The sequence below is a fragment of the Salinicola salarius genome (genome assembly GCF_002179555.1).
In the GTDB taxonomy this organism is placed as follows: domain Bacteria; phylum Pseudomonadota; class Gammaproteobacteria; order Pseudomonadales; family Halomonadaceae; genus Salinicola; species Salinicola salarius_A.
Map to the genome: position 1 here is coordinate 1 of NZ_NHOU01000017.1, position 22,874 is coordinate 22,874.

Consider the following 22,874-nt stretch of genomic DNA (forward strand, 5'->3'; position numbering starts at 1 on the left):
ATTCCTGGGGGCCGGTCTCACGGATTCAGGTTAATGTAAAACTTGGACTTTTAGTACCAGGCGCGCAGACCCATTACCAAGGCAGTTGTTGACTCATCATCATCGTAATTACGTTCGTAGCTAACCCCCACGTATGGGCTTAGCTCCCTCATCAGGTCGTAGCGCAGACGAAGACCGATCTCACTACTGTTAAAACCGCGGTCAATGTCGTACTCGGGAACATCCTGGAACGATGCTGAGAGCTCCAGTCGTGGTTGCAGGATCAATCGCTGAGTGAGTAGCATTTCATATTCGAATTCGGTGCTTGCGCTGACATCACCCTCGTCACTGACGAATAACGCAGTGTCGGTTTCCATCATCAAAGGTGCCAGCCCCTGAAAGCCAACGACCGCGAAGCGTCGATCAGGGTCCGGATTGAAGCTTTGACGCACGCCCGTCTGCAAGTTCCAGAACGGGCTTATCGCGCGACTATAGAGCAACTGGAGATCGCTGCTTTCGGTGTAATGACCCCCTGGTTTCTGCACACCCTACGCCGTTAATGCGGGGTGTGCTCGGGGTGCCACGTAGTCCAGAGACTGATGTGGCCGCTCTTCGTTGTAGTACCGGATCCAGCGATTGATCACGACCCTGGCTTGGCCCAGCGATTCGAAACGGTGAAGCCAGATGCACTCCTCCTTCAAGGATCGGAAAAAACGCTCGACAAGCCCGTTCTGTTCCGGTGTATACGGTGTCGTGAATTCCTGCGTGAGGCCATAGGCTTTCACCGTGCCCGTGTAGTGGCGACTGCTAAAGACGAGCCCGTTATCGGAGCGAAGTGCGAGTGGCTGCTGAACGCGCCCCAGTGCCCCCAGTCGATAAATCAATGCTTCTTCCAGGGCAGCCTCCGCTGTCTTGCTGCTGCCATTGTCCGATAATCGCCAACCGAGGATCTCACGCGTGCAACAGTCGATGATGACCGCCAGGCTGGCCCGCCGATCCTTACCGCACCACACGTGAGTGAGATCCGTGGCCCAACGCTCATCGGGTCGTGAGGTGATCGACGGCAAGCGTCTGGCGCGAGGTCGGAAGCCTTGCGGCCGCTTGCGCACCTGCCAGCCTTTGAGTTGCAGGATGCGCTGGATCGGCTTGCGGTTCTCGCCCAGTACACACGCTAGCCGGCGATAGCCGTAGCTCGGGAAGCGTTCCAGCGTCAGCTTCACCCGGGCCGTCAGATCCGTATTAACGACACGCTGCCGCGCCTTGGGCCGGTAATACAGACTGCGCCGAGGAAAACCCAGCCAGCGGCAAAGTTTGGCCAGTGAGACCACTTGGCCTTCCTGGGCCATTTCCGCCTGCAGCGACCTTACGAGTTCTCGTCCTCGTCGAGCAGGCGACGCCACTTTTTTAGTGCGTAGATCTGCAAGTGGGCCTCGCCCAGCGCCTCCTTGGTTTCCCGCAGGTCGGACTCGTATTGCTCGCGGATATCCTTGGGGCGGGCCTTGAACCCGTTTTCCATGTTGCGCTGGGCTTCATCGATCCAGCCTTCGACCTCGGAGACGGTGAGGTCATGCTGTCGCGCGACCTCCGCGACCGTGGTCTTGCCCTTGAAGATGTCCATGACGACGGACGCTTTGCGCTTCGCGGTCCACCGCTTGATGGGGGTATCGTCGCTCATTCTGTCCTCCTGATGACTGCACTATAGCCTGTGCAGCTCTGGAGGGGGTCACTTCAAGGTGACGGTTCCTTTCATCCCGGCTTCGTAATGACCGGGAAGGAAGCACGCGTACTCGATGACGTCGCCCTGCTCGGGTGCGGTCCAGATCAGTGTCTCGGTCTCGCCCGGCGCTATGGTGACGGCTGCGCTTTGGGTCTCACCGTGATCCATCATGCCGTTGTGATGATCGCCCATCATCTTATCGCTGCCTTCAGCGCCGTGATGGTCTCCGCCCTGTTGCATCATTTCTCGATGCATCTGCTGCATGCGGCCGCTGCCGATAGAAAATTCGTGGGGAATCATGGATACGTTTTCGATCCGAAAACGTACCGTCTTACCGGGTTCAATCTGCAGTTTGTCGGCGTCGAACCACATGCTTCCGGCCTGAATATCGATAGTTCGGCTGGGCGCGGGCTCACTTTGGTGTGACTGACCGTGGCCGGTATCTGCCAAGGCTGAGGCGCTGACGGCAGTCAAGGTGAAAAGCAAAAACAGGAATTTCATCAAAAAGCTCCGCTGTTATGAGAAAGGATATTTAAAAATGATGTTTTCGCCCGCTGATCGAGGCCGGCGGATACCAAAACCAGATTGCCGGGTGCCAGAATCAACCTGCCGATATCGGCAGGGTCATGAACACTTGAGTTTCGTTATCGTCGAACTGATGCACGTTCAAGGCCCGAGCCTGATCGCCGGGCATCCCCGGTGTGCCAGCCGGCATGCCGGGCAGGGCTATACCGCGAACGCTTGGACGTTCGGCAAAAAGCCGATCGAGCGCTGCGCCGGGGACATGGCCCTCGACAACGTAGCCCCCCATCTCGAGGGTGTGGCAGCTCCCGAGTCCATGAGGAAGGTCAAGGCGTTCTTTGATTTCGCCGAGGTTGGTGGTTTCCACGACTTTGACATCGACACCACGTTCCTTCAGATAATCGCCGTAAGCGGCACAGCAACCGCAGGAAGGGCTTTTATAGAGTGTCGCCTGGTCGGGCAGTGAAGCGTGGGCCACTTGGGCACCCAGCATGAATGTTGCGGATAACAACAATGCGATGTTTCTGCTTGGCATGACGAATCTCCGGAGCGTTCATGAGCCTTCGCCAACAGTAAACGTGGGTAAGCTGAAAAGAGGCTGAATGGATCCGCCAAAACGAGAAAAGTATCTTCACGGTGCCGAGCCAGGGTGTAACGTGATTTCGACCCGCAGCCCGCCCAGTCGTGAACGGCCATAGGTCACACGACCGCCGTAGCGTTCGGTGAGCTGTGACAGAATGGAGAGCCCCAGGCCGTGGCCACGATGTTGTTCATCAAGCCTGACGCCTCGCTGGCCCAGGCGCTCGAGCATGATATCCGGAACCCCCGGGCCATCATCCTCGAGCCTTAGGCAACAGGGCTTGGGAAGTAGCGTAAGCTCGACGCGTTGGCGCGCCCATTTACCGGCATTGTCGAGCACGATACCGAGCATCTCCATGCCGTCCTGACGCTCCAGCGGTATCCGGAAATCGACGACGGCGGTGTCATCGAGAACGAAGATGCGATCGGGGTAGAGGGTACGAAACATTTCCAGCATGGAAATGACTTCTGCCATGCCGGTATGTTGCTGTCCTGTAGACTGGCCGGCGATACGCGAATGGCGTAGTTCGCTCTCCAGTTTTTCATCGATGTCGTCGAGACGAGCCAGAATCTGCTTACGACGTTGATCATCCAGGGCTCGTTTTGAGCGAAGGGCTTGCATGACCGCCGTTAGTGGCGTCCTGATCGCGTGAGAAAGGTTGGCCAGTGACTCCCGCGAGCGCTGCTGACGACGTTCATGTTCGTCGAGAAGGGTATTGAGTTGAGCGATGGGGGCTTTCAGCTCGGAGACGGTTTTGATGTCCAGGCGGCGGCGCTCGCCGCGTTGCAGCTCGATGAGCTGGCGCGATAGCCGACCGAACGGGCGTAAAGCATGATTGACCGCGAACAGGTTGAGCAGTATCAACAGCAACAGCAGCACCATGGCCGCTGCACCGATCCACCAGTGAAGGCGTGTCAGTCCTCGCTCGATGCCGGCGAAGTCTTCGCCGACCGTCAATGTGGCGGGTTCGCCGGCAAGCATCAATCCGGTTCGCCACAGCAGCAGTCGATGATCGCGCCACTGCAAGAGTTGCGCGCCTTCTGTATCCCCGGTCGGCAATGTCTCGAGCGCATCGTGAGTCGCGTAGACACGGCCGTTGGTCCGCAACTGATAGAAGTGGTGAAAGGTTTCGGCGGGGCTGGAATCAGGTGGCAGCGACAGGGCACTCGGGCCCTCGAGGCGCAATCGGCGCACGACCAGTTCGGATTCCTGCTGTAAGCGATCGGCGAGAAAATTCCGTGCCAACTGGTCCAGCAGCAGTCCGTGCAGTACCCAGGTACTCCCGACGACGATCAGCGCCGCAATGCCCAGGCTACCCAGCAACCGGAGGCGTAGGCTTCGCCGGCTAAACCGAGACAAGCATGTACCCCTCACCACGGCGCGTCACGATGCGCTCACGTCCGAGCCGATGACGTAGTCTGCCGATATAGACCTCGACGAGATTGGGAGTCGCAGCATCCTGCTCGAGCGCGTAGAGTTGTTCGAGCAAGTGTCGCTTGGAGTGAACGCGATCAGGGTGGCGCATCAGGTAGCGCAGAAGCCGAAATTCGGTGGAGGTGAGTGTTTGCCACTCCTGGTGATCCAGACTGAACTGCTGGCGTGCCTCATCGAGCCGAAGATTGTTGATCTCCAGAAGGGAGGAAAAATGACTACCTCGACGACGCAACAAGGCCTCCAGGCGCGCCAGCAACTCTTCCTCATGATAAGGCTTGGTGAGGTAGTCGTCGGCGCCGGCGCGAAGCCCTTCGACCTTATCCATCCAGCTATCTCTTGCGGTCAGAATCAGTATCGGCACAGACCACTTAGCGTCCCGCCAGTCGGAGAGGAGACTCAGCCCGGAGCCGTCCGGCAAACCAAGGTCCAGAATGACCAGCGTGTACTCCTCGCTAGCCGAGAGCGCAGACGCCGATCGGCTACTAGGTGAAATGTCGGTGCGGTAGCCAGCATCATCCAGAAGCTCTGCCAAACTTTCCGCCAACAGCTCATCATCTTCTACCAGTAATATTCTCATGGCTCATCGAGAGACTGAATCTGTTTGCCGAAGATACAGCCGGTTCCTGAATGGTTCCTGAAAATCCGGAAGGCGCCGGATATCGTGATTTATCCCAATTCGGTGTTCATTCAACTGACGCCTCCCCGAAGCCACATCTCAGGCATTTCGATCGACCGTTTTTTGCGTGACGGTGGCAGGATCATCGCTTCACCTGGAATGCCACGGTGCCACAGGGTAAGCCCCACAAAGAGCACAATACATGCAAAGAATGCCGCCATAACGTCATCCAGCACGATACCCAAGCCGCCACCGATGGCTTCGCTATAGCCAATGGGCAATAGCTTAGTGACATCGAACAGCCGATATAACACGAACGCCACTTCCATCGTCCAGGCACGGCGCGCCACCGTGATTCCGAGCATGGCGATCGGAAACGCCAGGTACTCATCGGCGACGATCTGGGAGAGATCTCCGCCGCCGAGCCAGATTGAAGCCCAATGACAAATTGGCACTGCCGTGACCAGCAGTACCGACAGAATGACAACCCGGCGTTGCGGCGAGTGATGTGTCAGCCACCAGGCCAACGGCACACCGATCAGCGACCCGATTGTCCCCGGTGCCCAGGATATCCATCCCAGGCCAAAGCCGGTCGCTACCAGCAAGACCGCATTCTCTATCAACATCTGTCTAATCCATGAGAGGAGGGGGTTGGCTTGCGATCAGGAGCAAGACTTGCTAAAACGAAAGTCGATATCGATCTTCGTTTTCGGTAGACCGGAAGTCAATACAATGAAGCATCATCACTTGCTCGTGGGCCTGGTCAGACTACACGTCCTTCACCATGCCGCCGAGCATGAAATCAACGGACAATGGATGATCGATGAGCTGGCGCGTCACGGCTATCGACTGAGCCCCGGCACTCTTTATCCCATGCTGCACTCGATGGAGAACAGGGGATACCTGATCTCCCGCGAAGCGCATCAGGGTAGCGTTCGCCGTAAGTTCTATCGCGCGACCGATCTAGGTCGAGAAGGGCTTGAAACGGCCAAACGCCAGCTGAGAGAGCTGACCGGCGAGGCCTTAAAAGACGACAGTCCCTTGTAAGAGAGCCATGGCAAGGAGCCCGGATGGAGAATCAGACACCACGCCCTGCCGGACTTATTAGAGAGGTCTTCGCGGCCTTTCTGTTGCTGGGCTTGACTTCCTTTGGTGGTCCCATCGCTCACCTGGGTTACTTTCGCAGCGAGTTCTTCCGCATGACCCGATGCCGCTGGCTGCGTGACGGCCGACTCTGCCTCGCACCTTGGCTATTGTTGACCTACTTTATCCAGGGAGCTAAATGAGGACGCTTATTCAGTTTGCGTTCAGGTCAGCCGCCTACCCTTCGATAAAGGGCTGGTTATCAGCGAAGGGACTGGGACCCGCGGTCATTGTCTCTGGCCCAGGTTCGTTTGAATCAGCGACGCGAGGGATCCGCATGGAGCTGTTCGCTCTTCTCATCATTCTGATCGTGGTACTGGGCGCCGGGCTGCTGGTGCAGTGGCTGCCCATGCGTCACCAGCCTCGGCCCAGCTGGTCCCAGCGCGTGCCGTTTCTGGGCGGGGGGACGCCCGACAGTCACGCCTGGAGCCGCTACCACATTCGCTACTACTCCATGACGCTGCTGTTGATCGCCTTCGAGATGGAGATGATGTTCATGTACCCGTGGGCGGTCGTGTTCGTCGAGAATGGCATGAAGGCGATGATGGAGATGGGCATGTTTCTCGCCATCCTGTCGGTGGGCATCGTCTATGCCTGGCGTGAGGGGGTGTTCAAGTGGCAGTGAGCTGGCTGCACAAGTTCGCCGCGCGTGGCCGCGTTCCCGTGTTTCCCGTGCTGGGCAAGCAGGGTGATGGCGCGCTGCGGCATCTCGCGCTTTCTCCGCAAATCGAACTGGTCGATTCGCCGCGCCACGCCAGTGTGTTGCTGGTGGCGGGGGAGATTCCGGCCGACCGCTTCGAGCCCCTGCGTCGGGTGCATGACCAATTGCCATACCCTTTCACGACGCTGTGGTTTCGCAGCGAACCCTGGCCTCATCTGGAACGCGTGACCCGTATCGACGATCTCGACGACCTGCCCGGCGCACTGGTCACGGCGCATCGCGAATTGATGGAAGGCTGCCGCGGCAGTACCCATCGTCTCCTGCCGGATGAGCCGCCCAACCCCTGGGAAGGCGAGGGCGACTTTGGCCAGGGCGGCGAAGGCATGATGGGCGGGGTGCCCTACGGGCGGCCCATGGCCATGAACATGGCAGACGACATCCGCGACGGGTTGACGCTGGATTCACTGACGTTCCGGCTGGGGCCGTTCTTTTGCGCGTTTCCGCCCGGCATGGCGGCGGAGATCACCCTGCAGGGGGATCTCGTGCAGACATGGCAAACGCAGTTGGCGCCGTATCCACAGCCTCTCGACGAGGTCTTTTTCGACGCGCTCGAGCGCCCCGTCCCCATTGCGGAGGTCGAGCTTGCCCGGGGCCGCCATCATCTGCAGCGGCTGTTTCATGCGTTACACCTGGCGGGCCTGGAAGGCGTGAGCCTGCGGGCCTTGCGCCTGGCGCATGGATTGTCGACGTCGAGCACCCTCGATGGATTGCGCCGCGCGCTATCACGTAGTGGCTTCTTTCGACTGACTGCGGGCGGCGGCGTGCTCGGCCCCGAGCAGGCACGCATGGTCGGCGGGCCCGCCGCCCGAGCTGCCGGAATGGCTGATGATCTGCGCTCGGAGGATGCCGGCTATCGACGGCTGGGGTTCTCTCCCGTCTGCCAGGCCGAAGGCGATACCCATGCTCGCTGGCGGCAGCTTCTGGACGAAATCGACCAATCCCTCCATCTGGCCCGTCTGGCCGAACGCGACAGGGTACACACGGAGCGGACAGGCAGCGTCGAGACACCGCGTGGCCCCTGGTCGGCGCGGCGGCCGGCGGATGCGAGCGCGCTCTTCGACGAGCTGTTACCCGGGCTGGAGTGGGGCGATGCCCTGGCGGCGGTCGCCAGTCTGGATGTCGCGGGGTTGACCGATCAACCTGTAGGCACACGGCCATCCGGAGAGTCCCGGGCGGCAGAGGGAGGCACCGGAAGCGATGTTTAGTGAGCTATTTCTGCCGGTTCTCATGGTGATCTTCATGCTGGTTATCGGCGGTTATGCCGTCGCCGTGCTCGATCGCCTGGTTGCCAGTGCGCTTGGCACTCCTCAGGCCGGGCGTGTCTGGCTGGCGCCGATGTCACGCGGCGCCTGGTTGCTGACCCAGCACGCCAATGCCACCGAAGCGCCGGATTGGCGGGCCTGGCGGCTGGCACCGGCCCTGTATCTGGCGTTGGCGGCGAGCGGGCTGGCGGTGGTGCCATGGTCGGCCTCGCTGGTCGCCACGGACCTGGTCACCAGCGTGGTGCTGTGGGGCAGCGTGGAAGCGCTGGCGACCGTCGTCATCTTCTTGCATGGCTGGTCGGCGAATTCGTTACTGGCCTTGATCGGCGGGTACCGCTATGTGGCGCTGGGGCTCTCCTACATCCTGATCAGCATGTTCGTGCTGATCGGCGTGGCATTGCCGGCCGAATCGCTGCAGTTCACCCAGGTGGTGGCTTCGCAGGAAGGCCTGTGGAATGTCATCCGCCAGCCACTGGGACTGCCGCTGTTTCTCATCGTCGGCCTGGGCATGACCTTCTGGGGGCCGCTGAATCTGGCCGATTCGACGGATCTTGCCGGCGGCACGGCCTCGGAGATCTCGGGGCCGCCACGGCTGGTCTGGGACATGGCCCGGGCGGGCATGCTGGTCGCGTTCAGCGGCGTGGCAGCGACTGTCTTCCTGGGGGGCTGGCTGGGGCCCTGGCTGCCCGGCCCGGTATGGATGTCCCTCAAGATGCTGGCGGTATTGAGCGTGCTGCTGTTGCTCGGGCGGCTACTGCCGCGACTGGCGCCGGAGCGCTGCGTCACCTTGATGTGGGTCGTGTTGCTGCCGCTGTCGTTCATCGATCTGGTGTGGGCCGGGATAGGAGCGCTGTTGTGATGGAGAGCATGAATCACGGCCTCGGTGTCGATATCGCGTTTCTGCTGCTGGCCACGCTGGCGGTGGTCACCGGGTGGCGCGTGTTTCGCACCGATTCGATGGTACGGGCCTCCTTCTTTCTGCTGGTGTCGTTCATCGCCGTGGGCGTGATCATGATCCTGTTGGCGGCGGAATACCTGGGCGTCGCCATGTTCTTCATGATGGCCGTGGAAATGACGGTCATGGCGCTGTTCATGGTCATGTTCATGATGAACCCGGCCGGCCTGAATCCCATGAACATGGTTCACCAGGAACGTATCGCCATCGGGGCCGGCGTCGCCGGTTTCCTGGTACTGGGCGCCATGGCTCTGTTGGCGACCTTTCCCGACCAGCCGGTGCCGGCAAGCCTCGATCCCGTCAGGTCACTGGGCAACGAAATGCTCGGTGACTCGATGCTGATTTTCGAATCGGCGGGTCTCGTGCTGCTGACCACCATGATCGGCGTGGTGGTGCTGTCGAGCCATCGCGGGCGCTATGGCGCGGCGGCGGAGGGCTCGATGCCGCCGGGGCTGGAACCGGGCGGCGACCCGGCAGGCAAGCCCGAGGAGGACGAAGAGGGCGAGGGTGGGCATCACCATCATCACCATCACCACTGAGCGGGACAGACAGGCAGGGAGGCTTGCATGACACTCACCACACTTTTGCTATTGGCAGCGGCACTGATCGGTATCGGGATCTATGGTGCGCTTTCCCAGCAGTCGTTCGTGATGCTGATGATGGGACTGGAGCTGATCCTCAACGGGGTCATGCTGGCGGCGGTGGCGTTCTGGGCCTTCAGCGGGGCCGGGGCGCCGGAAGGGCAATTGCTGACGATCATCGTCATGGCGGTGATGGCCATCGAGATGGCGATGGGATTTGCCCTGGTGGTCGCGGTCTTCCGCGGTAAGCAGGCCGACGTGACCGAATCGCTGACCGGGCTGAAGCACTGATGCTGTGGTTCGTTCCTCTCTTGCCCTTGCTGGCTGCCCCTGTCATCTATGGGCTCGGCAAGCGTTGGCTGGGCGACGACAGGGGCCGTGCCGCGCTGGCGCTGGCGGGGGTGGCGATCACGGTCGCTACCTTGCTGCTCGCGAGCGTTGCGGTCACGGCGGACTGGGGCGGCACCTATCGCTGGAGTTCCCTGATCGTCCTGTCGATCGGGATGACGCCCGCGAGCGCCGTGTTCGCCATCGTCGTGCCACTGATCGCCGCGCCGATCATCGTCTACAGCGCCTACCATGAAGCATCGTCTGTCAGTGACGGGGGGACGGCGCGCTCGCCCGTCGGATTGGTGGCGCTGCTGACGGCGTTCGTCGGGGCGATGGAGCTGCTCGTCCTGGCCGAGGATTTCGTCACCCTGCTGATCGCGTGGGAACTGGTCGGGGCATGTTCGTGGGCGTTGATCGCCCATGAGTGGCAGAAGACTGGCAACCTGAGGGATGCCGCCTGGGCGTTCCTGGTGACTCGCTTCGGGGATCTGGGGTTGTACATTGCCGCGGCAGCGGTGTTTGCCGGCACGGGTTCGTTTGCCTTTGACGAACTGTCCCGGCTCGATGGGTGGCTGCTGGACGTGTTCGTTGCCGGCGCCGTACTGGCCGCTGCCGCGAAATCCGCCCAGGTGCCGTTCTCTCCCTGGCTGTTTGCCGCCATGTCCGGGCCGACACCGGTGTCGGCATTGCTCCATGCGGCGACCATGGTCGCGGCGGGGATCTACCTGGTGATTCGGCTGCATACGGAGTTGTCCGCCGTTGCCTGGTTCGGACCGGTCGCGATCGCATTAGGCTTGGCCACCGCCCTGTCAGGGGGCATCGTGGCCTGTCTTCAGGGCCATGCCAAGAAGCTGCTGGCCGCCTCGACGTCGGCCCAGTATGGCCTGATGTGGCTGGCGGCAGGGGCGGGCTTCCCCGGTATCGCCCTGGTGCACTTCGTCACGCATGCATTCACGAAAGCGGCCCTGTTTCTGGCTGCCGGCATCGCCGAGCGCCATGTCGGCAGCTACTCGCTGAATGCGATGCGCCTGGGCCGCCTGCTCCCGGGCGTCGCAGCAGCCGCCATGGTGGCCAGCTTGGCGCTGGCGGGCGTCGTTCCGCTGAGTGCGGCGTGGAGCAAGGAGAAGATCGTCACGGCCGCCGGCCATCAGGCGTCCTGGCTGGCCGTGATCGCCGCCGTGGCGGGAGGCCTCAGCGCGTTGTATGCCACACGCTTTCAGCTGCTGGCATTCGGGCGGGGGCGGCATGACCACACGAGCGCGGCTTCCTCCCGGTCCGGGCACTCCCGGGCGGAGGGCATCTCGCTCTACCTGCTGGCGGCAGGCACGCTGGCGCTGTCGCTCCTCTGGTGGCCCGGTGTTGGAAATAGTCTCGCTGATTTGTTGTCTGTGCACTTTCCCAAGACCAGGCTGTGGGAACTCATCCTGTCGCTACTGCTGGTGGCGCTGGGCGTGGGCCTCGGCACCTGGGCGGTGCGTCGTGAGATGGCGGGGGCGGGCCGACATGGCGCCATGAGAGCCAGCATGGCGGACTGGCTGGGCCTGCCCACGTTGACGGCGCGAGGTGCGGATGCCGTGATGATGTTCAGCCATGGCCTGGCACGTTTCGACGATCGCGCTGTGGATGCCGGGATCCGTGGCAGTGCCCGCTTCGGTGTGTGGCTGGCCAGGCTGGGAGAACGGCGTGGCGAAGGCGCGTTCGATGGCGCCACGAGCCAGCTCGCGAAGGGCGTCGACTGGGCGGGGCAAGTGGCACGCCGGGCGCACACCGGGCAGATGCATCACTACTACACCGGTATCGCGGCAGGACTCGCCGCGATCCTGATCATCCTGAGCATAGGAGCGCTCCTTTGATTTTGACTGCAGCCTTGGGGCTTCCCATGCTGGGGGCCCTCGCACTCGCCGTTTCAAGCCGTTGGACCGAGACCACGGCTCGTCGATTTGTCATTGCGGTCTCGGTGTTGCCGGTGCTGTTGCTGGCTTGGGCATGGCGACAGTTCGATCCGCAAGGTGCGCTATTCCAGTTCGTCGAGGAGGTACCCTGGGTACCCAGCCTAGGCATGGGCTACAGGTTGGGCGTGGATGGCATTGCGCTGGCTGTCGCGACGATGAGCGCCCTGGTTTTCTCGGCGAGTATCGCCTACCCCGTGGACACGAAGCATCAGCCTCGCCAGTACTACGCCTGGATGCTCTTCCTGCAGTCCGTGTCACTGGGTGTCTTCCTGGCGCTGGATCTGCTGCTCTTCTATGTCTTCTTCGATCTGAGCCTGGTGGGGATGTTCTTCCTGATCGGCCGCTGGGGGCATGGCCAGGCGCAGCTCGCCGCGTTCAAGTTCTTTCTATACACCTTCTTTGGCTCGCTATTGCTGCTGCTGGCGATCATCGGGCTTTACCTGTCGGTCGAACCGCATACCTTCGACATGCGTGTGCTTATCGAACAGCAGCCACTGGCCGGTACCGGGCTCTACGCCGGGCTGGTATTTCTGGCACTGATGCTGGGCTTTGCGATCAAGACGCCGATGGTGCCCGTGCATACCTGGCTGCCGCAGGCGCATGTCGATGCACCGGGGCCGGTCTCGGCAATATTGGCGGGTGTGCTGCTCAAGATGGGCACCTACGGGATCATCCGCATTCCGTTCGCCATGATGGCGGAGACGTTCGCTCGCTATGCCCTGGTCATCGCCGTGCTCGCCGTCGTTTCGATACTCTACGGCGCCCTGGTCGCGCTCGCACAGCGTAATCTCAAGCGACGCATCGCCTACACCTCGATCAACCACATGGGCTACACGGTACTGGGGATCGCCGTAGCCGCCGCGGTGCTAAGCGATGACACTGTCGCCCGGCAAATAGCGCTGACCGGGGCAACGGTGCAAATGGTCGCGCATGGTCTGATCACTGGCACGCTATTCCTGATCTGTGGCTCATTCTGGCAGCGCACCGAGGAGTACGACCTGGACAGCTACGGTGGATTGCTTCGTCAGGCTCCGTGGTTGACCGCTTTCGCCGTGCTCGCATCGTTTGCCAGTCTGGGCCTGCCTGGCCTGGCCGGCTTCGTGGCGGAATTCCATATCTTTGTCGGCACCTTTGGTGTCTATCCATGGCTCGCCGTCATCGGCGTGCTGGGCATCCTGGTGACGGCAGCATTGTTCCTGCAGATGCTGCAGAAGGTGTTCTTCGGGGCGATGCCGGAGCGCTGGGCGCAGTTCGAGGATCTGCGTCCCCTCGAGTGGGGCGTGCTCGCGGTGTTGTCGGCAGGCTTCGTGATCATCGGCGTGGCGCCGGCGTTTCTGCTGACACTGGTCGAGGCATCGGCGAAGCTGTTGATGGGAGGCCGCTGATGCCTATCGGTGACGTATTGCCGGAAATCAGCCTGACGCTGGGCGCCGTGGCGATCGTCCTGTTCGCCAGCTTCGTCCGTCAGCGGCAGCATCACTGGGCAGCTGTGCTGGCCCTGCTCGCTATCGGTCTCGGTGCGGGGCTGACCGTCGCGCAATGGGGCGGGGCGCCGCGGCTGACGTTTTCCGGTGTCTGGGCCCTGGATGGCGTGGCGCTCGCCAGCAAGCTGGTCGTGCTGGGCGCCGGAGCGCTGGTCGTCGCGATGTCGCCGGAATGGATGCGGACCGATCGCCGCCATGGCGAGTACTACGCGCTGGTGCTGTTCGCTCTGCTGGGCGTCATCATGATGGCCTCGGCCAGCGACACCATGGAGCTGGTGTTGGGCGTACTGCTGTCCTCGGTGGCGAGTTACCCGCTGGCCGCCTATCACCGTGGATGGGCGCCCGCGCTGGAAGCCGGCATGAAGTATTTCCTGATCGGCGCCTTGACCAATACGTTGCTGACGATCGGGGTGGTGGTGCTGTTCGGCCTGACCGGCAGTACCGGGTATCCGGACATCACCCAGGCGCTTGTCACGGACAGCGATCGCCTGGCGCTGACCATTGCCACGGCCTGCGTCGTGCTGGGCCTGACCTTCAAGCTGGCGGCGTTTCCGGCTCACGCCTGGATGCCGGACGTGGCGCAGGGCTCGCCAGTACCGGCGGCGGCCTTCTTGACTGTCATTCCCAAGGTCGGTGCCGCAGTGGCGCTGGCCCGTTTCGTCTCCCTGCTGCCGCCGGACGTCGCCTGGCGGGCGATCGTGGCATTGATCTCCGTCGCCACCATGACGCTGGGTAACGTGGCCGCGTTGCGACAGACGGACGTGCGCCGCCTGCTGGGCTGGTCATCGGTTTCCCAGTCCGGCTATGCCCTGATGGCCATCGTGGTGCTGGGTGTCAGCGATCAGGCCCTGCCGGCACTGGTGTTCTTCCTGGCGAGCTATGCCACGGCCAACCTGGCTGCCTTCGCCGTGGTCACGCACCTGCGGGGACGTACCGCACTGGACGATTACCGGGGGCTGGCCCGGCACGCACCGATCGCGGCCATGATACTGATCGTGTCGCTGTTGTCCCTGGTGGGCATCCCGCCGCTGGTGGGATTCTTCGGCAAGCTGATGCTGTTTCGCGTCACGATCGAGGGCGGTTACGCCTGGCTGGCGCTCGTGGCGGTGATCAACACCGTCGTCTCGCTGTTCTACTACCTGCGCATCGTCGCGCCGATGATGTTCGGCAGCGCCCGATCTACCGTGCATGTGCTTTCAGGTCCCTGGGCAAGCTTCACAATGATCGTAGCTGGTCTACTGTTAATCGTCGGGGGGCTTGGTGCGGAAGCGCTCTCGCTGTTTACAGGATCGATACGCTTTGCCCTGTAGGCCCCGGCGGGCCTGGCCCGCCGGATCCACGTCAATGGAGTGATACTGAGAAAGGAGTCGTCCATGTCACCCGCTCAAGGTTCGACGATCGAAACGCCGGACAACCTGCATACCAAGGAGTGGCTGCGCACGTACCAGCGGATCCGTGCCGCCACCGAGGCCATCTGTGCGCCTCTGCACAAGGAAGACTACATGGTGCAGAGCATGCCGGACGTCAGCCCGCCGAAATGGCACATCGCTCATGTCAGCTGGTTCTTCGAAGCCTTCATCCTGAAACCGTTCCTGCCCGCCTACCAGACCCTCGACCCCGCGTACGATCACCTCTTCAACTCCTATTACGTGACCCACGGCACGCCGTTCCCCCGGCCCGAACGCGGCATGATCTCGCGGCCGACCGTGGACGATGTCTATCGCTATCGCGCGCACATCGACCGGGCCATGGAAGCGCTGCTCAGCGATCCACCTCAGGAACATCTCCAGGAGATTCTCCGACGTCTCGAGCTGGGCCTGCCGCACGAGCAGCAGCATCAGGAGCTGCTGCTGATGGATATCAAGCACATCCTGGCCCAGAACCCGTTGTGCCCGGCCTACCGGGACGACCTGGCGCCGACGCCCGCGCATGACGTCGCTGCGCTCGGCTGGCATGCCTACCCGGCCGGCGTCCGGTACATCGGCCATGACGACACCGAGGAGGGTTTTGCCTATGACAACGAGATGGGGCGCCACCGCCAGTTCGTCGAGGCATTCCAGATCGCCGACCGTCCGGTGACCAACGGCGAGTTCCTCGCGTTCATGCAGGCGGGGGGATACGACAAGCCCGAGCACTGGCTGTCGGACGGCTGGGCCACGGTCAAGGCCGAAGACTGGCAGGCGCCGCTCTACTGGGTCGAACGCGACGGTGTCTGGCACCACTACACCCTGGGCGGCCTGGTACCGGTCGACATGAACGCACCGGTGTGCCATGTCAGCTTCTTTGAGGCCGATGCCTATGCGCAGTGGGCCGGCGCCCGCCTGCCCACCGAGGCCGAGTGGGAGACGGTGGCCCATGATGCCGTCATTCAGGACGACTTCGGGCAGGGGAACTTAGTCGGGCAGGGGAACTTAGTCGAGCAGGGGAACTTCGTCGAGCAGGACCATCTGCAGCCGGTCGCCGCCGCCGGGACCACCGGCGCGCCGAGCCAGATGTTCGGCGATGTCTGGGAGTGGACGGGCAGCGCCTATCGCCCCTATCCGGGGTTTCGCAAGTTGCCGGGCAGCCTGGGGGAATACAACGGCAAGTTCATGTCCGGCCAGATGGTGTTGCGAGGCGGCTGCTGTGCGACGCCGGCCGATCATATCCGCGCCACCTATCGCAACTTCTTCCCGCCTCATGCCCGCTGGGCATTTTCCGGTTTCCGTCTTGCCAAGGGAGCCTCTGAGTAACGCCGTATTACCCAGCGGAATAATCAATCAGAGATTCCAAGGAGAGCTGATCATGACCCTGGCCGTACGATTCCATGACATGCATACGACCCCTGCCAAGACGTCGCTTCGCGACGAGATCTTGACGGGATTCAGCGCCGACCAGAAGTTCGCCTCGCCAAAGTTCTTCTACGATCAGCGGGGCTCCGAGCTGTTCGATCGGATCTGCGCACAGCCGGAGTATTATCCGACACGAACCGAGGAGTCGATCCTGGCTGACGCCGCCGAGGACATCGCAAGCATCGCCGGGAATGACGCGACGTTGATCGAACTCGGCAGCGGGGCAAGCCGCAAGGTTCGGCTGCTTCTGGAAGCCATGCGACCGTCGAGCTATCTCGGCATCGATATCTCCCGGGACTTCCTGCTCGAAAGCACGCGCCGTCTGGCTGCCGACTATCCATGGCTCGAGGTGCACGCCGCCTGTGCCGACTTCTCTTGCAACATGGCCTTGCCGGAGGGGCTGTGCTGCGAACGGCCGGTCGGCTTCTTCCCGGGATCGAGCATCGGCAACTTCGACCCGCAGGCCGCCGAGGATTTCCTGCGCGGCTTGCACTCCCTGCTGCCCGTTGGCAGCGGGTTGCTGATAGGTGTCGACCTGATCAAGGACAAGACGACACTCGAAGCCGCCTACAACGATGCGGCAGGCGTGACGGCAGCTTTCAACCTGAACTTGCTGGATCGCCTGCGCGAGGAGCTGAACACCGAAATCGACCCCGGGCATTTTGCCCATCGGGCCTTCTTCAACGAGGCGCAATCCCGCATCGAGATGCACTTGGTCAGCCAGTTACCCCAGGTCGTTGCGATCGAGGGCGAGCGCTTCCATTTCCTGGAGGGCGAGACGATCCATACCGAAAACTCCTACAAGTACACGGTCGAAGGCTTTCAGGCACTGACGGAGCGCGCGGGATTCAAGGCGCGCGCCTGCTGGACCGACGATGAGGACCTGTTTAGCGTCCACTATCTGGAGCGCTGCTGAGTCGTACTGCTGGCGAGACAGGGCGGGCAGCCCGAGGGAGCATGAGCTGTCGGCTCGTTTACGATGAGCAACAAAATCCTACGGATACTTAGGCTAGATCATTATCCCTAATCATAATTTGGCTTTATCCTGTCGTCTTCCATTGGATGGATGCTCGCCAGGAATTCAGACAGGAATGCTCTGATGCCATGGATTCACGGAGTTTGCGAGACCGTGATAGCCAAGCACCTATGGTCGTGCTTACTGAGGGCCCCGGCGCTTGCGCCTGGACCCTCTTTCATTTTTCGTTGCTCTCCCGTTCTGCCGCTCTCCTTCATTCCGCGCCCGCCTGCACGATTCCACCATGCTTCTGCTCTTCGTTGATGGCTCGGCAGCCAATGCTATCTGGCGGTCACGGATAGCAGGTGCCTCGGTTATATCCAGATGGCATAGAGAGAATTTTGCGTCGACTTTTATATTTCAAAATGATCTAACGTTATATCTAATTTGGCGTTACTCTAGGGACATGTCTTCCTAAAGGAGTCGCCATGAACACTTTCGCTCTCTCCCGCGGTGATAGGGAACGCGGCCGGCCCGCTGTCGCTGGTTTCTTCGACCCTCGTACCTTCAGTATCCAGTACGTCGTCAGCGATCCCGCCACGCGGCGCTGTGCGATTATCGACCCTGTGCTTGATTACGACGAGAAGTCCGGCGCCACCGCGACTCATCATGCCGACGAGCTGCTGGCGTATATCGAGCGCGAAGGGCTCGAGGTCGAATGGATTCTGGATACCCACCCGCACGCGGATCACTTTTCCGCCGCACGCTATCTGCACGAGAAAACCGGCGCGCCCACCGCCATCGGCCGGCCGGTGACCCAGGTGCAGGCGCTGTGGAAGGCGATCTACAACTGGCCGGACCTGAGGGATGACGGCAGCCAGTGGGATCATCTGTTCGACGAAGGAGATACCTTCAAGCTGGGCGAGATCGATTGTCGCGTGATGCACTCGCCGGGGCATACGCTGGCCTCGATCACCTACGTGATCGGCGATGCCGCCTTCGTTCACGACACCCTGTTCCAGCCCGATTTCGGCACCGCCCGCGCCGACTTCCCCGGCGGTGACGCCCATCAGCTATGGCATTCGATCCAGGCGATCCTCGTGCTGCCCGACGAGACGCGCCTGTTCACCGGCCACGACTACATGCCCGACGGCCGCGAGCCGCAGTGGGAAAGCACCGTGCGCGAGCAGCGCGAGCATAACAAGCACCGGCTCGGCGAGAGCAGCGAGGCCGAGTACGTCGAGCTGCGCAACCGCCGCGACAGCGAATTGCCGATGCCGAAGCTGATCCTGCACGCGTTGCAGGTCAATATTCTCGGCGGACGTCTCCCCGAGCCGGAGAATAACGGCAAGCGCTATCTGAAGATTCCTCTCAATGCGCTGGAAGGCGCCGCGTGGGAGTGAGGGGAACCTCAGATCACTGCACGGTTCGGACAACGAGGCCGACGAGTCATGAATCAGCAGCACAGAGCCGGGCTGGCACGCTGGCTTCCGATCCTCGACTGGGGGCGGCGCTACAACGGCGAGTTGCTGGGCGAGGATCTGCTGGCGGCCACCATCGTGGCGCTGATGCTGATCCCGCAGGCGCTGGCCTACGCCATGCTGGCGGGGCTCCCGCCGGTAGTGGGGCTGTATGCGAGCCTCGTGCCGCTGGTCGTCTATACCCTGCTGGGGAGTAGCGCGACGCTCTCGGTCGGCCCGATGGCGGTCGTGTCGTTGATGACGGCATCGGCGCTGTCGCAAGTTGCCGAATCGGGCTCGTCGGATTACATCGCCGCGGCCCTGGTGCTGGCGCTGCTCTCCGGGGCCATTCTCCTGATCATGGGGCTCTGCCGGCTGGGTTTTCTGGTCAACTTCCTGAGCCACCCGGTGATGACGGGATTCGTCAGCGCCTCGGGCGTGCTGATCGCGGCGAGTCAGCTCAAGCAGCTGCTCGGTGTCGAGCTCTCAGGTTCGACGCTGCCGGCGCTGTTGTCCCGGCTACCTTCGGCGCTGGGCGATGTCAGCCTGCCGACAGTGGTCATCGGGCTGGGGTCGCTCCTGCTGCTGTGGCTGATACGGCGGTGGGGCAAGCCCGCGCTGGAACGCTGCCGCGTGCCGGCCAGGGCGGCGGGCGTGCTGGTCAAGCTGGCGCCCATCGCCACCATCGTGCTGGCGGCGCTGGTGGCCAGTGCGGCGGGGTGGTTGGGCCGCGACGTGGCCGTCATCGGCGAGATTCCCGCCGGGCTGCCACCGCTGACCCTGCCCGACTGGGAGCCGGAGCTGTGGCGTTCGCTGATCGGCTTGGCAGTACTGATCAGCATCGTCGGCTACGTGGAATCGGTCTCGGTGGCCCAGGCGCTGGCGGTGCGCCGTGGCGAGCGCGTCGATCCGGACCAGGAACTGATCGGGCTCGGCGGGGCCAATCTGGCGGCGGCTTTCACCGGCGGCATGCCGATCACCGGCGGCTTCTCCCGCTCCGTGGTCAACTTCGATGCCGGCGCCCGTACCCCGGCCTCCAGCGCCTTCACCGCCGTGGGCATCGCGCTGGCCATGCTGTTCCTGTCGCCGTGGCTGCGGGAGCTGCCGATGGCGACGCTGGCGGCGACCATCGTCATCGCCACCGTCTCGCTGATCGATCTGGCGGCGTTCAGGCGCGTCTGGCGCTATGCTCGCGGCGAGGGCATCGCGATGTCGGCGACCGCGCTGGCGACGCTGATGCTGGGCGTGGACGTGGGCATCCTGGTCGGCGTCGCCATGTCGCTGGCGCTGCATCTGTATGGCACCAGTCGGCCGCACAGCGCGGAAGTCGGCCGCATTCCCGGCACCGAGCATTTTCGCAACGTCCGCCGCCATGCCGTGGAGACCGACGCTGGTGTCGCCATTCTGCGCGTCGACGAGAGTCTCTATTTCGCCAACGTTCGCCATCTGGAAGACCTGGTCACGGCGGTGGTCAATCGCGATCCGCCGCCAAGGGATCTGGTGCTGGCCTGCCAGGCGATCAACGTCATCGACGCGACGGCGCTGGAGAGTCTCGAGGCGCTCAATCGGCGCCTGCGGGAGCGGCACATCGGACTGCATCTGGCCGAGGTGAAAGGGCCGGTGATGGACCGATTGAGGCGTACCGAGCTGCTCGAGACGCTCAATGGCCGCGTCTTCCTGAGCACCTTCGATGCCTGGTGCGAACTGCATGGCCGCGGGACGGCACCATTGAGCCACCCGTGTATCGAATCGCCGGCACCCGGTCATTCGGTGACCGCCGGTTGAAGACATCAGCGTTACCACCAAGCAAGACGAGGAAATCATGGATATCAAATCACTTGATAGTCGATTGAGCGTCACGGCGCAGCCCCGGCTCGATGAGCTCGAGCAACTCGCTGCCCAGGGGTTTGGCACGATTCTCTCCAACCGCCCACGGGGCGAAAGCGAGGACCAGCCGGACCCTGATGACCTGAAAGCCAAGGCGCAATCCTTGGGCATGGCCTGGCATGAGATTCCGGTCAAGCCGGGTGAATACTCCCAGGCCGATATCGAGAACTTCGCCCATGTCTTGAACAGCGCCCCTGGCCGCGTGCTTGGCTTCTGCCGTTCGGGCAAGCGCGTGGCGCATCTCTGGGCCCTGTCACAGTCGGCGCATCGCCCCGTACCGGAACTCATCGAGGCTGCCCGAGCCGCCGGTTACGATCTTGAGCCCCTGCGCGAGCGCCTCGAGCAGCAGGCAAGCCAGGCGCACTCAGGGCACTAAGCACGCCCGAGACCGGCAAGCACGCGATGCCAGACAGGGCCGTTCACCATTTTTTCGAAAAGCCACATTTTCTTGAAAAACCACATTTTCTTGAAAAGCCAATGGCTTCATGGAGCTACACATGGATATAGGGGCAAGTCTTTCAGGGTTGGTGGGCGGCATCCTTATTGGCCTGTCTGCCATCTGGCTGATGGGGTCACTGGGCCGTATTGCCGGCATCAGTGGCATTCTCTCGGGGCTTCTGCTGGAGCGCCCCCGGGGCGATTCAGCCTGGCGGCTGGCTTTCCTGCTGGGCCTGGTTAGCGGCCCTATGGTGCTCATGCTGCTGGGCGGGGAACTCGGCAATGTGGCCGGAGCCCCTGACGAGGTCATCGGCACGCCGGCGGGCGGTGTCGGGTCAATGGTGATCGCGGGTCTCCTGGTCGGCGTAGGTACAGGCATCGGCAGTGGCTGTACCAGTGGTCATGGCGTGTGTGGCCTGGCCCGGCTATCTCCCCGCTCGCTGGTCGCCACCCTGACTTTCCTGGGAGTCGCCATGGTGACCGTCTTTATCATGCGTCATGTGCTTGGGGGATGAACATGAAAACGCTCATGGGATATATCGCTGGGCTCCTGTTCGGGCTAGGCCTGGCGATCGGCGGCATGACCGACCCAGCCCGCGTCCTCGACTTCCTGGATATCCTTGGCGACTGGGATCCGACGCTAATGTTTGTCCTGGGTGGCGCCGTGGTCACCACCTTCATCGGTTATCGGCTTGTATTGCGCCGCTCACAACCGTTGTTCGCCCCGGCCTTTCAAGTACCTACCAGACGGGATCTGGACGGAAAGCTGATCGGCGGGGCGGCCCTGTTCGGCGTCGGTTGGGGGTTATCCGGCTACTGCCCCGGACCGGCGTTCGCCTCGTTCGCCGGGCTGAGCGCGCCCCTCATGGCCATGCTGGTTGCGATGGTGGTAGGCTGGTGGCTGGCCCGAGTTGTCTCGCGCGGAGAAAGGAAAAATGCTTACAGACCTCAGCAATAAGCTCAGCAATAAGCTCAACACAACGCGATAGTCCCACCCACCCAAATAGGGAGCATAACATGCACTCTACTTCACGATTTATGACTGCTGCCTTGGTTGCCATGCTGGGGAGTTCCTTGGCCGGTACAAGTGCACTGGCGGCGGAGATGTCCTTCAAGACGCCCGTGATCGACGGCGTGGGCCAGATTCGCTCCCAACCTGCACAGGACCTGACTTACCAACCAGACGTTGACAAGGACTACAAGGCGGTCTTCAACCTGACCCGAGCTGCCAGCGAGCCGGATCAGATCAGCCACGGACTGCAACAAGTCGCGAGAGCCGTGAACCTTTACGCCGAGGCTAATGTGCCTCTGGAGCGGCTGGACTTCGTTGTCGTCATCTCGGGTAAAGCAACGCCCATCGTCCTCGACAACGAGCATTACCGGGCGAAGTTCGGTGTAGACAACCCTAACCTGCCAGTCATCGAGCAGCTGTCCAAAGTGGGCGTCGACGTCGCCGTATGTAGCCAAGCCTTGGCCATACTTGGCTATCCTGACAGCGGCGTTGATGAGCATGTAAGGCTGGCGCTGTCAGCGCTAACAACCGTAATCGAACTGCAACAGGAAGGTTATGCCCTTGTTCCGTTGTGATTGAAGCAATGTTTGCAAGCCGCGCTCGCGACTATGCTTTGCGCAGCGAAATCACAAGGCGAACACAAGGGCAAAGCAAAAGCGACTGTGGCAGAGCGTTCTCTCCCCGGCTTATGCCGGGGAGTTGCCTGCTCAGTCTCGATAGTCATGCTGGACAAGTGGCTGTGTGGGGGCAGGCCTCCCAACCTGAATTAGACAGCTCACGGTGTCATCGTTGCTTTTGAGTGCAAGATCTGAATTGACCGAGGACTAAGCAATGCACGAAATGATGGGAGGAGGAATGGCGTGGGGATCGGGATTGTTATGGTGGTTGACCGCCATTTTCCTGATTCTCGCCATTGCCGTTGCCTTAAAATATCTCTTCAAGAAATGAGGCGAATGGGCTGGTTGGGCCTGCTTGTCTTGCCATTCGTGCTGCAGGGCGGCGCTTATAGATTGGT

The 22,874-nt window shown here is 62.0% G+C and carries 25 protein-coding genes and 1 pseudogene; 18 read left to right on the top strand and 8 right to left on the bottom strand.

The window, feature by feature from the left end:
• Positions 1–50 precede the first annotated feature (50 nt).
• The 8 genes from CCD76_RS12885 to CCD76_RS12920 form a co-directional block, all read right to left on the bottom strand.
• Entirely contained in the window at positions 51–524 is a 474-nt protein-coding gene (locus tag CCD76_RS12885; RefSeq protein WP_087719873.1) for a copper resistance protein B, read from the bottom strand.
• Between the two features lie 3 nt (positions 525–527).
• Positions 528–1,325 (bottom strand): IS3 family transposase, encoded by a 798-nt coding sequence (locus CCD76_RS12890; protein WP_087719874.1) that lies wholly within the window; start codon positions 1,323–1,325, stop codon positions 528–530.
• A 17-nt stretch (positions 1,326–1,342) separates the two neighbouring features.
• A complete protein-coding gene (locus CCD76_RS12895; RefSeq protein WP_035410216.1) occupies positions 1,343–1,654 on the bottom strand; it encodes a DUF1153 domain-containing protein in 312 nt (103 codons plus the stop codon).
• 48 nt (positions 1,655–1,702) lie between these two features.
• Positions 1,703–2,197 (bottom strand): cupredoxin domain-containing protein, encoded by a 495-nt coding sequence (locus CCD76_RS12900; RefSeq protein WP_087719875.1) that lies wholly within the window; start codon positions 2,195–2,197, stop codon positions 1,703–1,705.
• A gap of 100 nt (positions 2,198–2,297) precedes the next feature.
• Complete coding sequence (locus tag CCD76_RS12905) at positions 2,298–2,753, bottom strand: DUF411 domain-containing protein (RefSeq protein WP_081919659.1); 456 nt, start codon at positions 2,751–2,753, stop codon at positions 2,298–2,300.
• 96 nt (positions 2,754–2,849) lie between these two features.
• A complete protein-coding gene (locus CCD76_RS12910) occupies positions 2,850–4,157 on the bottom strand; it encodes a sensor histidine kinase (RefSeq protein ID WP_143543288.1) in 1,308 nt (435 codons plus the stop codon).
• Complete coding sequence (locus CCD76_RS12915) at positions 4,144–4,809, bottom strand: response regulator (RefSeq protein ID WP_087719877.1); 666 nt, start codon at positions 4,807–4,809, stop codon at positions 4,144–4,146. The genes CCD76_RS12910 and CCD76_RS12915 overlap by 14 nt, the downstream gene beginning before the upstream one ends.
• A gap of 110 nt (positions 4,810–4,919) precedes the next feature.
• Positions 4,920–5,474: a phosphatidylglycerophosphatase A family protein gene (locus tag CCD76_RS12920; protein ID WP_087719878.1), complete on the bottom strand. Its 555-nt coding sequence runs from the start codon at positions 5,472–5,474 to the stop codon at positions 4,920–4,922.
• Positions 5,475–5,523: 49 nt separating this feature from the next.
• Between CCD76_RS12920 and CCD76_RS12925 the strand changes: the two genes are divergently transcribed.
• The 18 genes and pseudogenes from CCD76_RS12925 (at position 5,524) to CCD76_RS13010 (ending at position 22,434) form a co-directional block, all read left to right on the top strand.
• Positions 5,524–5,895 (top strand): PadR family transcriptional regulator, encoded by a 372-nt coding sequence (locus tag CCD76_RS12925; protein ID WP_256961300.1) that lies wholly within the window; start codon positions 5,524–5,526, stop codon positions 5,893–5,895.
• Positions 5,896–5,918: 23 nt separating this feature from the next.
• Positions 5,919–6,074: pseudogene (locus CCD76_RS20205) on the top strand (chromate transporter); the annotation flags it as partial.
• A 194-nt stretch (positions 6,075–6,268) separates the two neighbouring features.
• The gene (locus CCD76_RS12935; RefSeq protein WP_087719881.1) at positions 6,269–6,616 is read left to right on the top strand and encodes an NADH-quinone oxidoreductase subunit A; all 348 of its coding nucleotides are present in this window, start codon (positions 6,269–6,271) and stop codon (positions 6,614–6,616) included.
• A complete protein-coding gene (locus CCD76_RS12940; protein ID WP_143543289.1) occupies positions 6,607–7,917 on the top strand; it encodes a hypothetical protein in 1,311 nt (436 codons plus the stop codon). The genes CCD76_RS12935 and CCD76_RS12940 overlap by 10 nt, the downstream gene beginning before the upstream one ends.
• A complete protein-coding gene (locus CCD76_RS12945; protein WP_087719883.1) occupies positions 7,910–8,833 on the top strand; it encodes an NADH-quinone oxidoreductase subunit H in 924 nt (307 codons plus the stop codon). Before CCD76_RS12940 ends, CCD76_RS12945 begins: the two co-directional genes overlap by 8 nt.
• Positions 8,833–9,468, top strand: coding sequence for an NADH-quinone oxidoreductase subunit J (locus CCD76_RS12950; RefSeq protein ID WP_256961301.1), 636 nt, complete (start codon positions 8,833–8,835; stop codon positions 9,466–9,468). The genes CCD76_RS12945 and CCD76_RS12950 overlap by 1 nt, the downstream gene beginning before the upstream one ends.
• A gap of 27 nt (positions 9,469–9,495) precedes the next feature.
• Positions 9,496–9,801, top strand: coding sequence for an NADH-quinone oxidoreductase subunit NuoK (nuoK, locus tag CCD76_RS12955; RefSeq protein ID WP_087719884.1), 306 nt, complete (start codon positions 9,496–9,498; stop codon positions 9,799–9,801).
• On the top strand, positions 9,801–11,693 hold the full coding sequence (locus CCD76_RS12960; protein WP_087719885.1) for an NADH-quinone oxidoreductase subunit 5 family protein: 1,893 nt from the start codon (positions 9,801–9,803) through the stop codon (positions 11,691–11,693). Before nuoK ends, CCD76_RS12960 begins: the two co-directional genes overlap by 1 nt.
• Positions 11,690–13,177, top strand: coding sequence for a complex I subunit 4 family protein (locus tag CCD76_RS12965; protein ID WP_087719886.1), 1,488 nt, complete (start codon positions 11,690–11,692; stop codon positions 13,175–13,177). Before CCD76_RS12960 ends, CCD76_RS12965 begins: the two co-directional genes overlap by 4 nt.
• Positions 13,177–14,586 (top strand): NADH-quinone oxidoreductase subunit N, encoded by a 1,410-nt coding sequence (locus CCD76_RS12970; protein WP_087719887.1) that lies wholly within the window; start codon positions 13,177–13,179, stop codon positions 14,584–14,586. The genes CCD76_RS12965 and CCD76_RS12970 overlap by 1 nt, the downstream gene beginning before the upstream one ends.
• A 63-nt stretch (positions 14,587–14,649) precedes the next feature.
• Complete coding sequence (gene egtB, locus CCD76_RS12975) at positions 14,650–16,008, top strand: ergothioneine biosynthesis protein EgtB (protein WP_087719888.1); 1,359 nt, start codon at positions 14,650–14,652, stop codon at positions 16,006–16,008.
• 52 nt (positions 16,009–16,060) lie between these two features.
• Positions 16,061–17,023 carry an L-histidine N(alpha)-methyltransferase gene (gene egtD / locus CCD76_RS12980; RefSeq protein ID WP_087719889.1) on the top strand — a complete coding sequence of 321 codons (963 nt, stop codon included), beginning with the start codon at positions 16,061–16,063 and terminating at the stop codon, positions 17,021–17,023.
• Positions 17,024–17,550: 527 nt separating this feature from the next.
• A complete protein-coding gene (locus CCD76_RS12985; protein WP_087719890.1) occupies positions 17,551–18,465 on the top strand; it encodes an MBL fold metallo-hydrolase in 915 nt (304 codons plus the stop codon).
• Between the two features lie 48 nt (positions 18,466–18,513).
• Positions 18,514–20,307 carry a SulP family inorganic anion transporter gene (locus tag CCD76_RS12990; RefSeq protein ID WP_087719891.1) on the top strand — a complete coding sequence of 598 codons (1,794 nt, stop codon included), beginning with the start codon at positions 18,514–18,516 and terminating at the stop codon, positions 20,305–20,307.
• Positions 20,308–20,344: 37 nt separating this feature from the next.
• Positions 20,345–20,785, top strand: coding sequence for a TIGR01244 family sulfur transferase (locus CCD76_RS12995; protein WP_087719892.1), 441 nt, complete (start codon positions 20,345–20,347; stop codon positions 20,783–20,785).
• 121 nt (positions 20,786–20,906) lie between these two features.
• Positions 20,907–21,362 carry a YeeE/YedE family protein gene (locus CCD76_RS13000; RefSeq protein WP_087719893.1) on the top strand — a complete coding sequence of 152 codons (456 nt, stop codon included), beginning with the start codon at positions 20,907–20,909 and terminating at the stop codon, positions 21,360–21,362.
• A gap of 2 nt (positions 21,363–21,364) precedes the next feature.
• On the top strand, positions 21,365–21,805 hold the full coding sequence (locus tag CCD76_RS13005) for a DUF6691 family protein (protein WP_373419421.1): 441 nt from the start codon (positions 21,365–21,367) through the stop codon (positions 21,803–21,805).
• 59 nt (positions 21,806–21,864) lie between these two features.
• Positions 21,865–22,434 carry a DsrE family protein gene (locus tag CCD76_RS13010; protein WP_218777033.1) on the top strand — a complete coding sequence of 190 codons (570 nt, stop codon included), beginning with the start codon at positions 21,865–21,867 and terminating at the stop codon, positions 22,432–22,434.
• Positions 22,435–22,874 lie beyond the last annotated feature (440 nt).

Excerpts from the sequence above, each read along its gene's own strand:
- CCD76_RS12890 (WP_087719874.1), bottom strand. The coding sequence starts at position 1,325 with ATGGCCCAGGAAGGCCAAGTGGTCTCACTGGCCAAACTTTGCCGCTGG.
- CCD76_RS12895 (WP_035410216.1), bottom strand. The coding sequence starts at position 1,654 with ATGAGCGACGATACCCCCATCAAGCGGTGGACCGCGAAGCGCAAAGCG.
- CCD76_RS12900 (WP_087719875.1), bottom strand. The coding sequence starts at position 2,197 with ATGAAATTCCTGTTTTTGCTTTTCACCTTGACTGCCGTCAGCGCCTCA.
- CCD76_RS12905 (WP_081919659.1), bottom strand. The coding sequence starts at position 2,753 with ATGCCAAGCAGAAACATCGCATTGTTGTTATCCGCAACATTCATGCTG.
- CCD76_RS12915 (WP_087719877.1), bottom strand. The coding sequence starts at position 4,809 with ATGAGAATATTACTGGTAGAAGATGATGAGCTGTTGGCGGAAAGTTTG.
- CCD76_RS12920 (WP_087719878.1), bottom strand. The coding sequence starts at position 5,474 with ATGTTGATAGAGAATGCGGTCTTGCTGGTAGCGACCGGCTTTGGCCTG.
- CCD76_RS12935 (WP_087719881.1), top strand. The coding sequence starts at position 6,269 with ATGGAGCTGTTCGCTCTTCTCATCATTCTGATCGTGGTACTGGGCGCC.
- CCD76_RS12945 (WP_087719883.1), top strand. The coding sequence starts at position 7,910 with ATGTTTAGTGAGCTATTTCTGCCGGTTCTCATGGTGATCTTCATGCTG.
- CCD76_RS12950 (WP_256961301.1), top strand. The coding sequence starts at position 8,833 with ATGGAGAGCATGAATCACGGCCTCGGTGTCGATATCGCGTTTCTGCTG.
- nuoK (WP_087719884.1), top strand. The coding sequence starts at position 9,496 with ATGACACTCACCACACTTTTGCTATTGGCAGCGGCACTGATCGGTATC.
- CCD76_RS12960 (WP_087719885.1), top strand. The coding sequence starts at position 9,801 with ATGCTGTGGTTCGTTCCTCTCTTGCCCTTGCTGGCTGCCCCTGTCATC.
- CCD76_RS12970 (WP_087719887.1), top strand. The coding sequence starts at position 13,177 with ATGCCTATCGGTGACGTATTGCCGGAAATCAGCCTGACGCTGGGCGCC.
- egtB (WP_087719888.1), top strand. The coding sequence starts at position 14,650 with ATGTCACCCGCTCAAGGTTCGACGATCGAAACGCCGGACAACCTGCAT.
- egtD (WP_087719889.1), top strand. The coding sequence starts at position 16,061 with ATGACCCTGGCCGTACGATTCCATGACATGCATACGACCCCTGCCAAG.
- CCD76_RS12985 (WP_087719890.1), top strand. The coding sequence starts at position 17,551 with ATGAACACTTTCGCTCTCTCCCGCGGTGATAGGGAACGCGGCCGGCCC.
- CCD76_RS12990 (WP_087719891.1), top strand. The coding sequence starts at position 18,514 with ATGAATCAGCAGCACAGAGCCGGGCTGGCACGCTGGCTTCCGATCCTC.
- CCD76_RS12995 (WP_087719892.1), top strand. The coding sequence starts at position 20,345 with ATGGATATCAAATCACTTGATAGTCGATTGAGCGTCACGGCGCAGCCC.
- CCD76_RS13000 (WP_087719893.1), top strand. The coding sequence starts at position 20,907 with ATGGATATAGGGGCAAGTCTTTCAGGGTTGGTGGGCGGCATCCTTATT.
- CCD76_RS13005 (WP_373419421.1), top strand. The coding sequence starts at position 21,365 with ATGAAAACGCTCATGGGATATATCGCTGGGCTCCTGTTCGGGCTAGGC.
- CCD76_RS13010 (WP_218777033.1), top strand. The coding sequence starts at position 21,865 with ATGCACTCTACTTCACGATTTATGACTGCTGCCTTGGTTGCCATGCTG.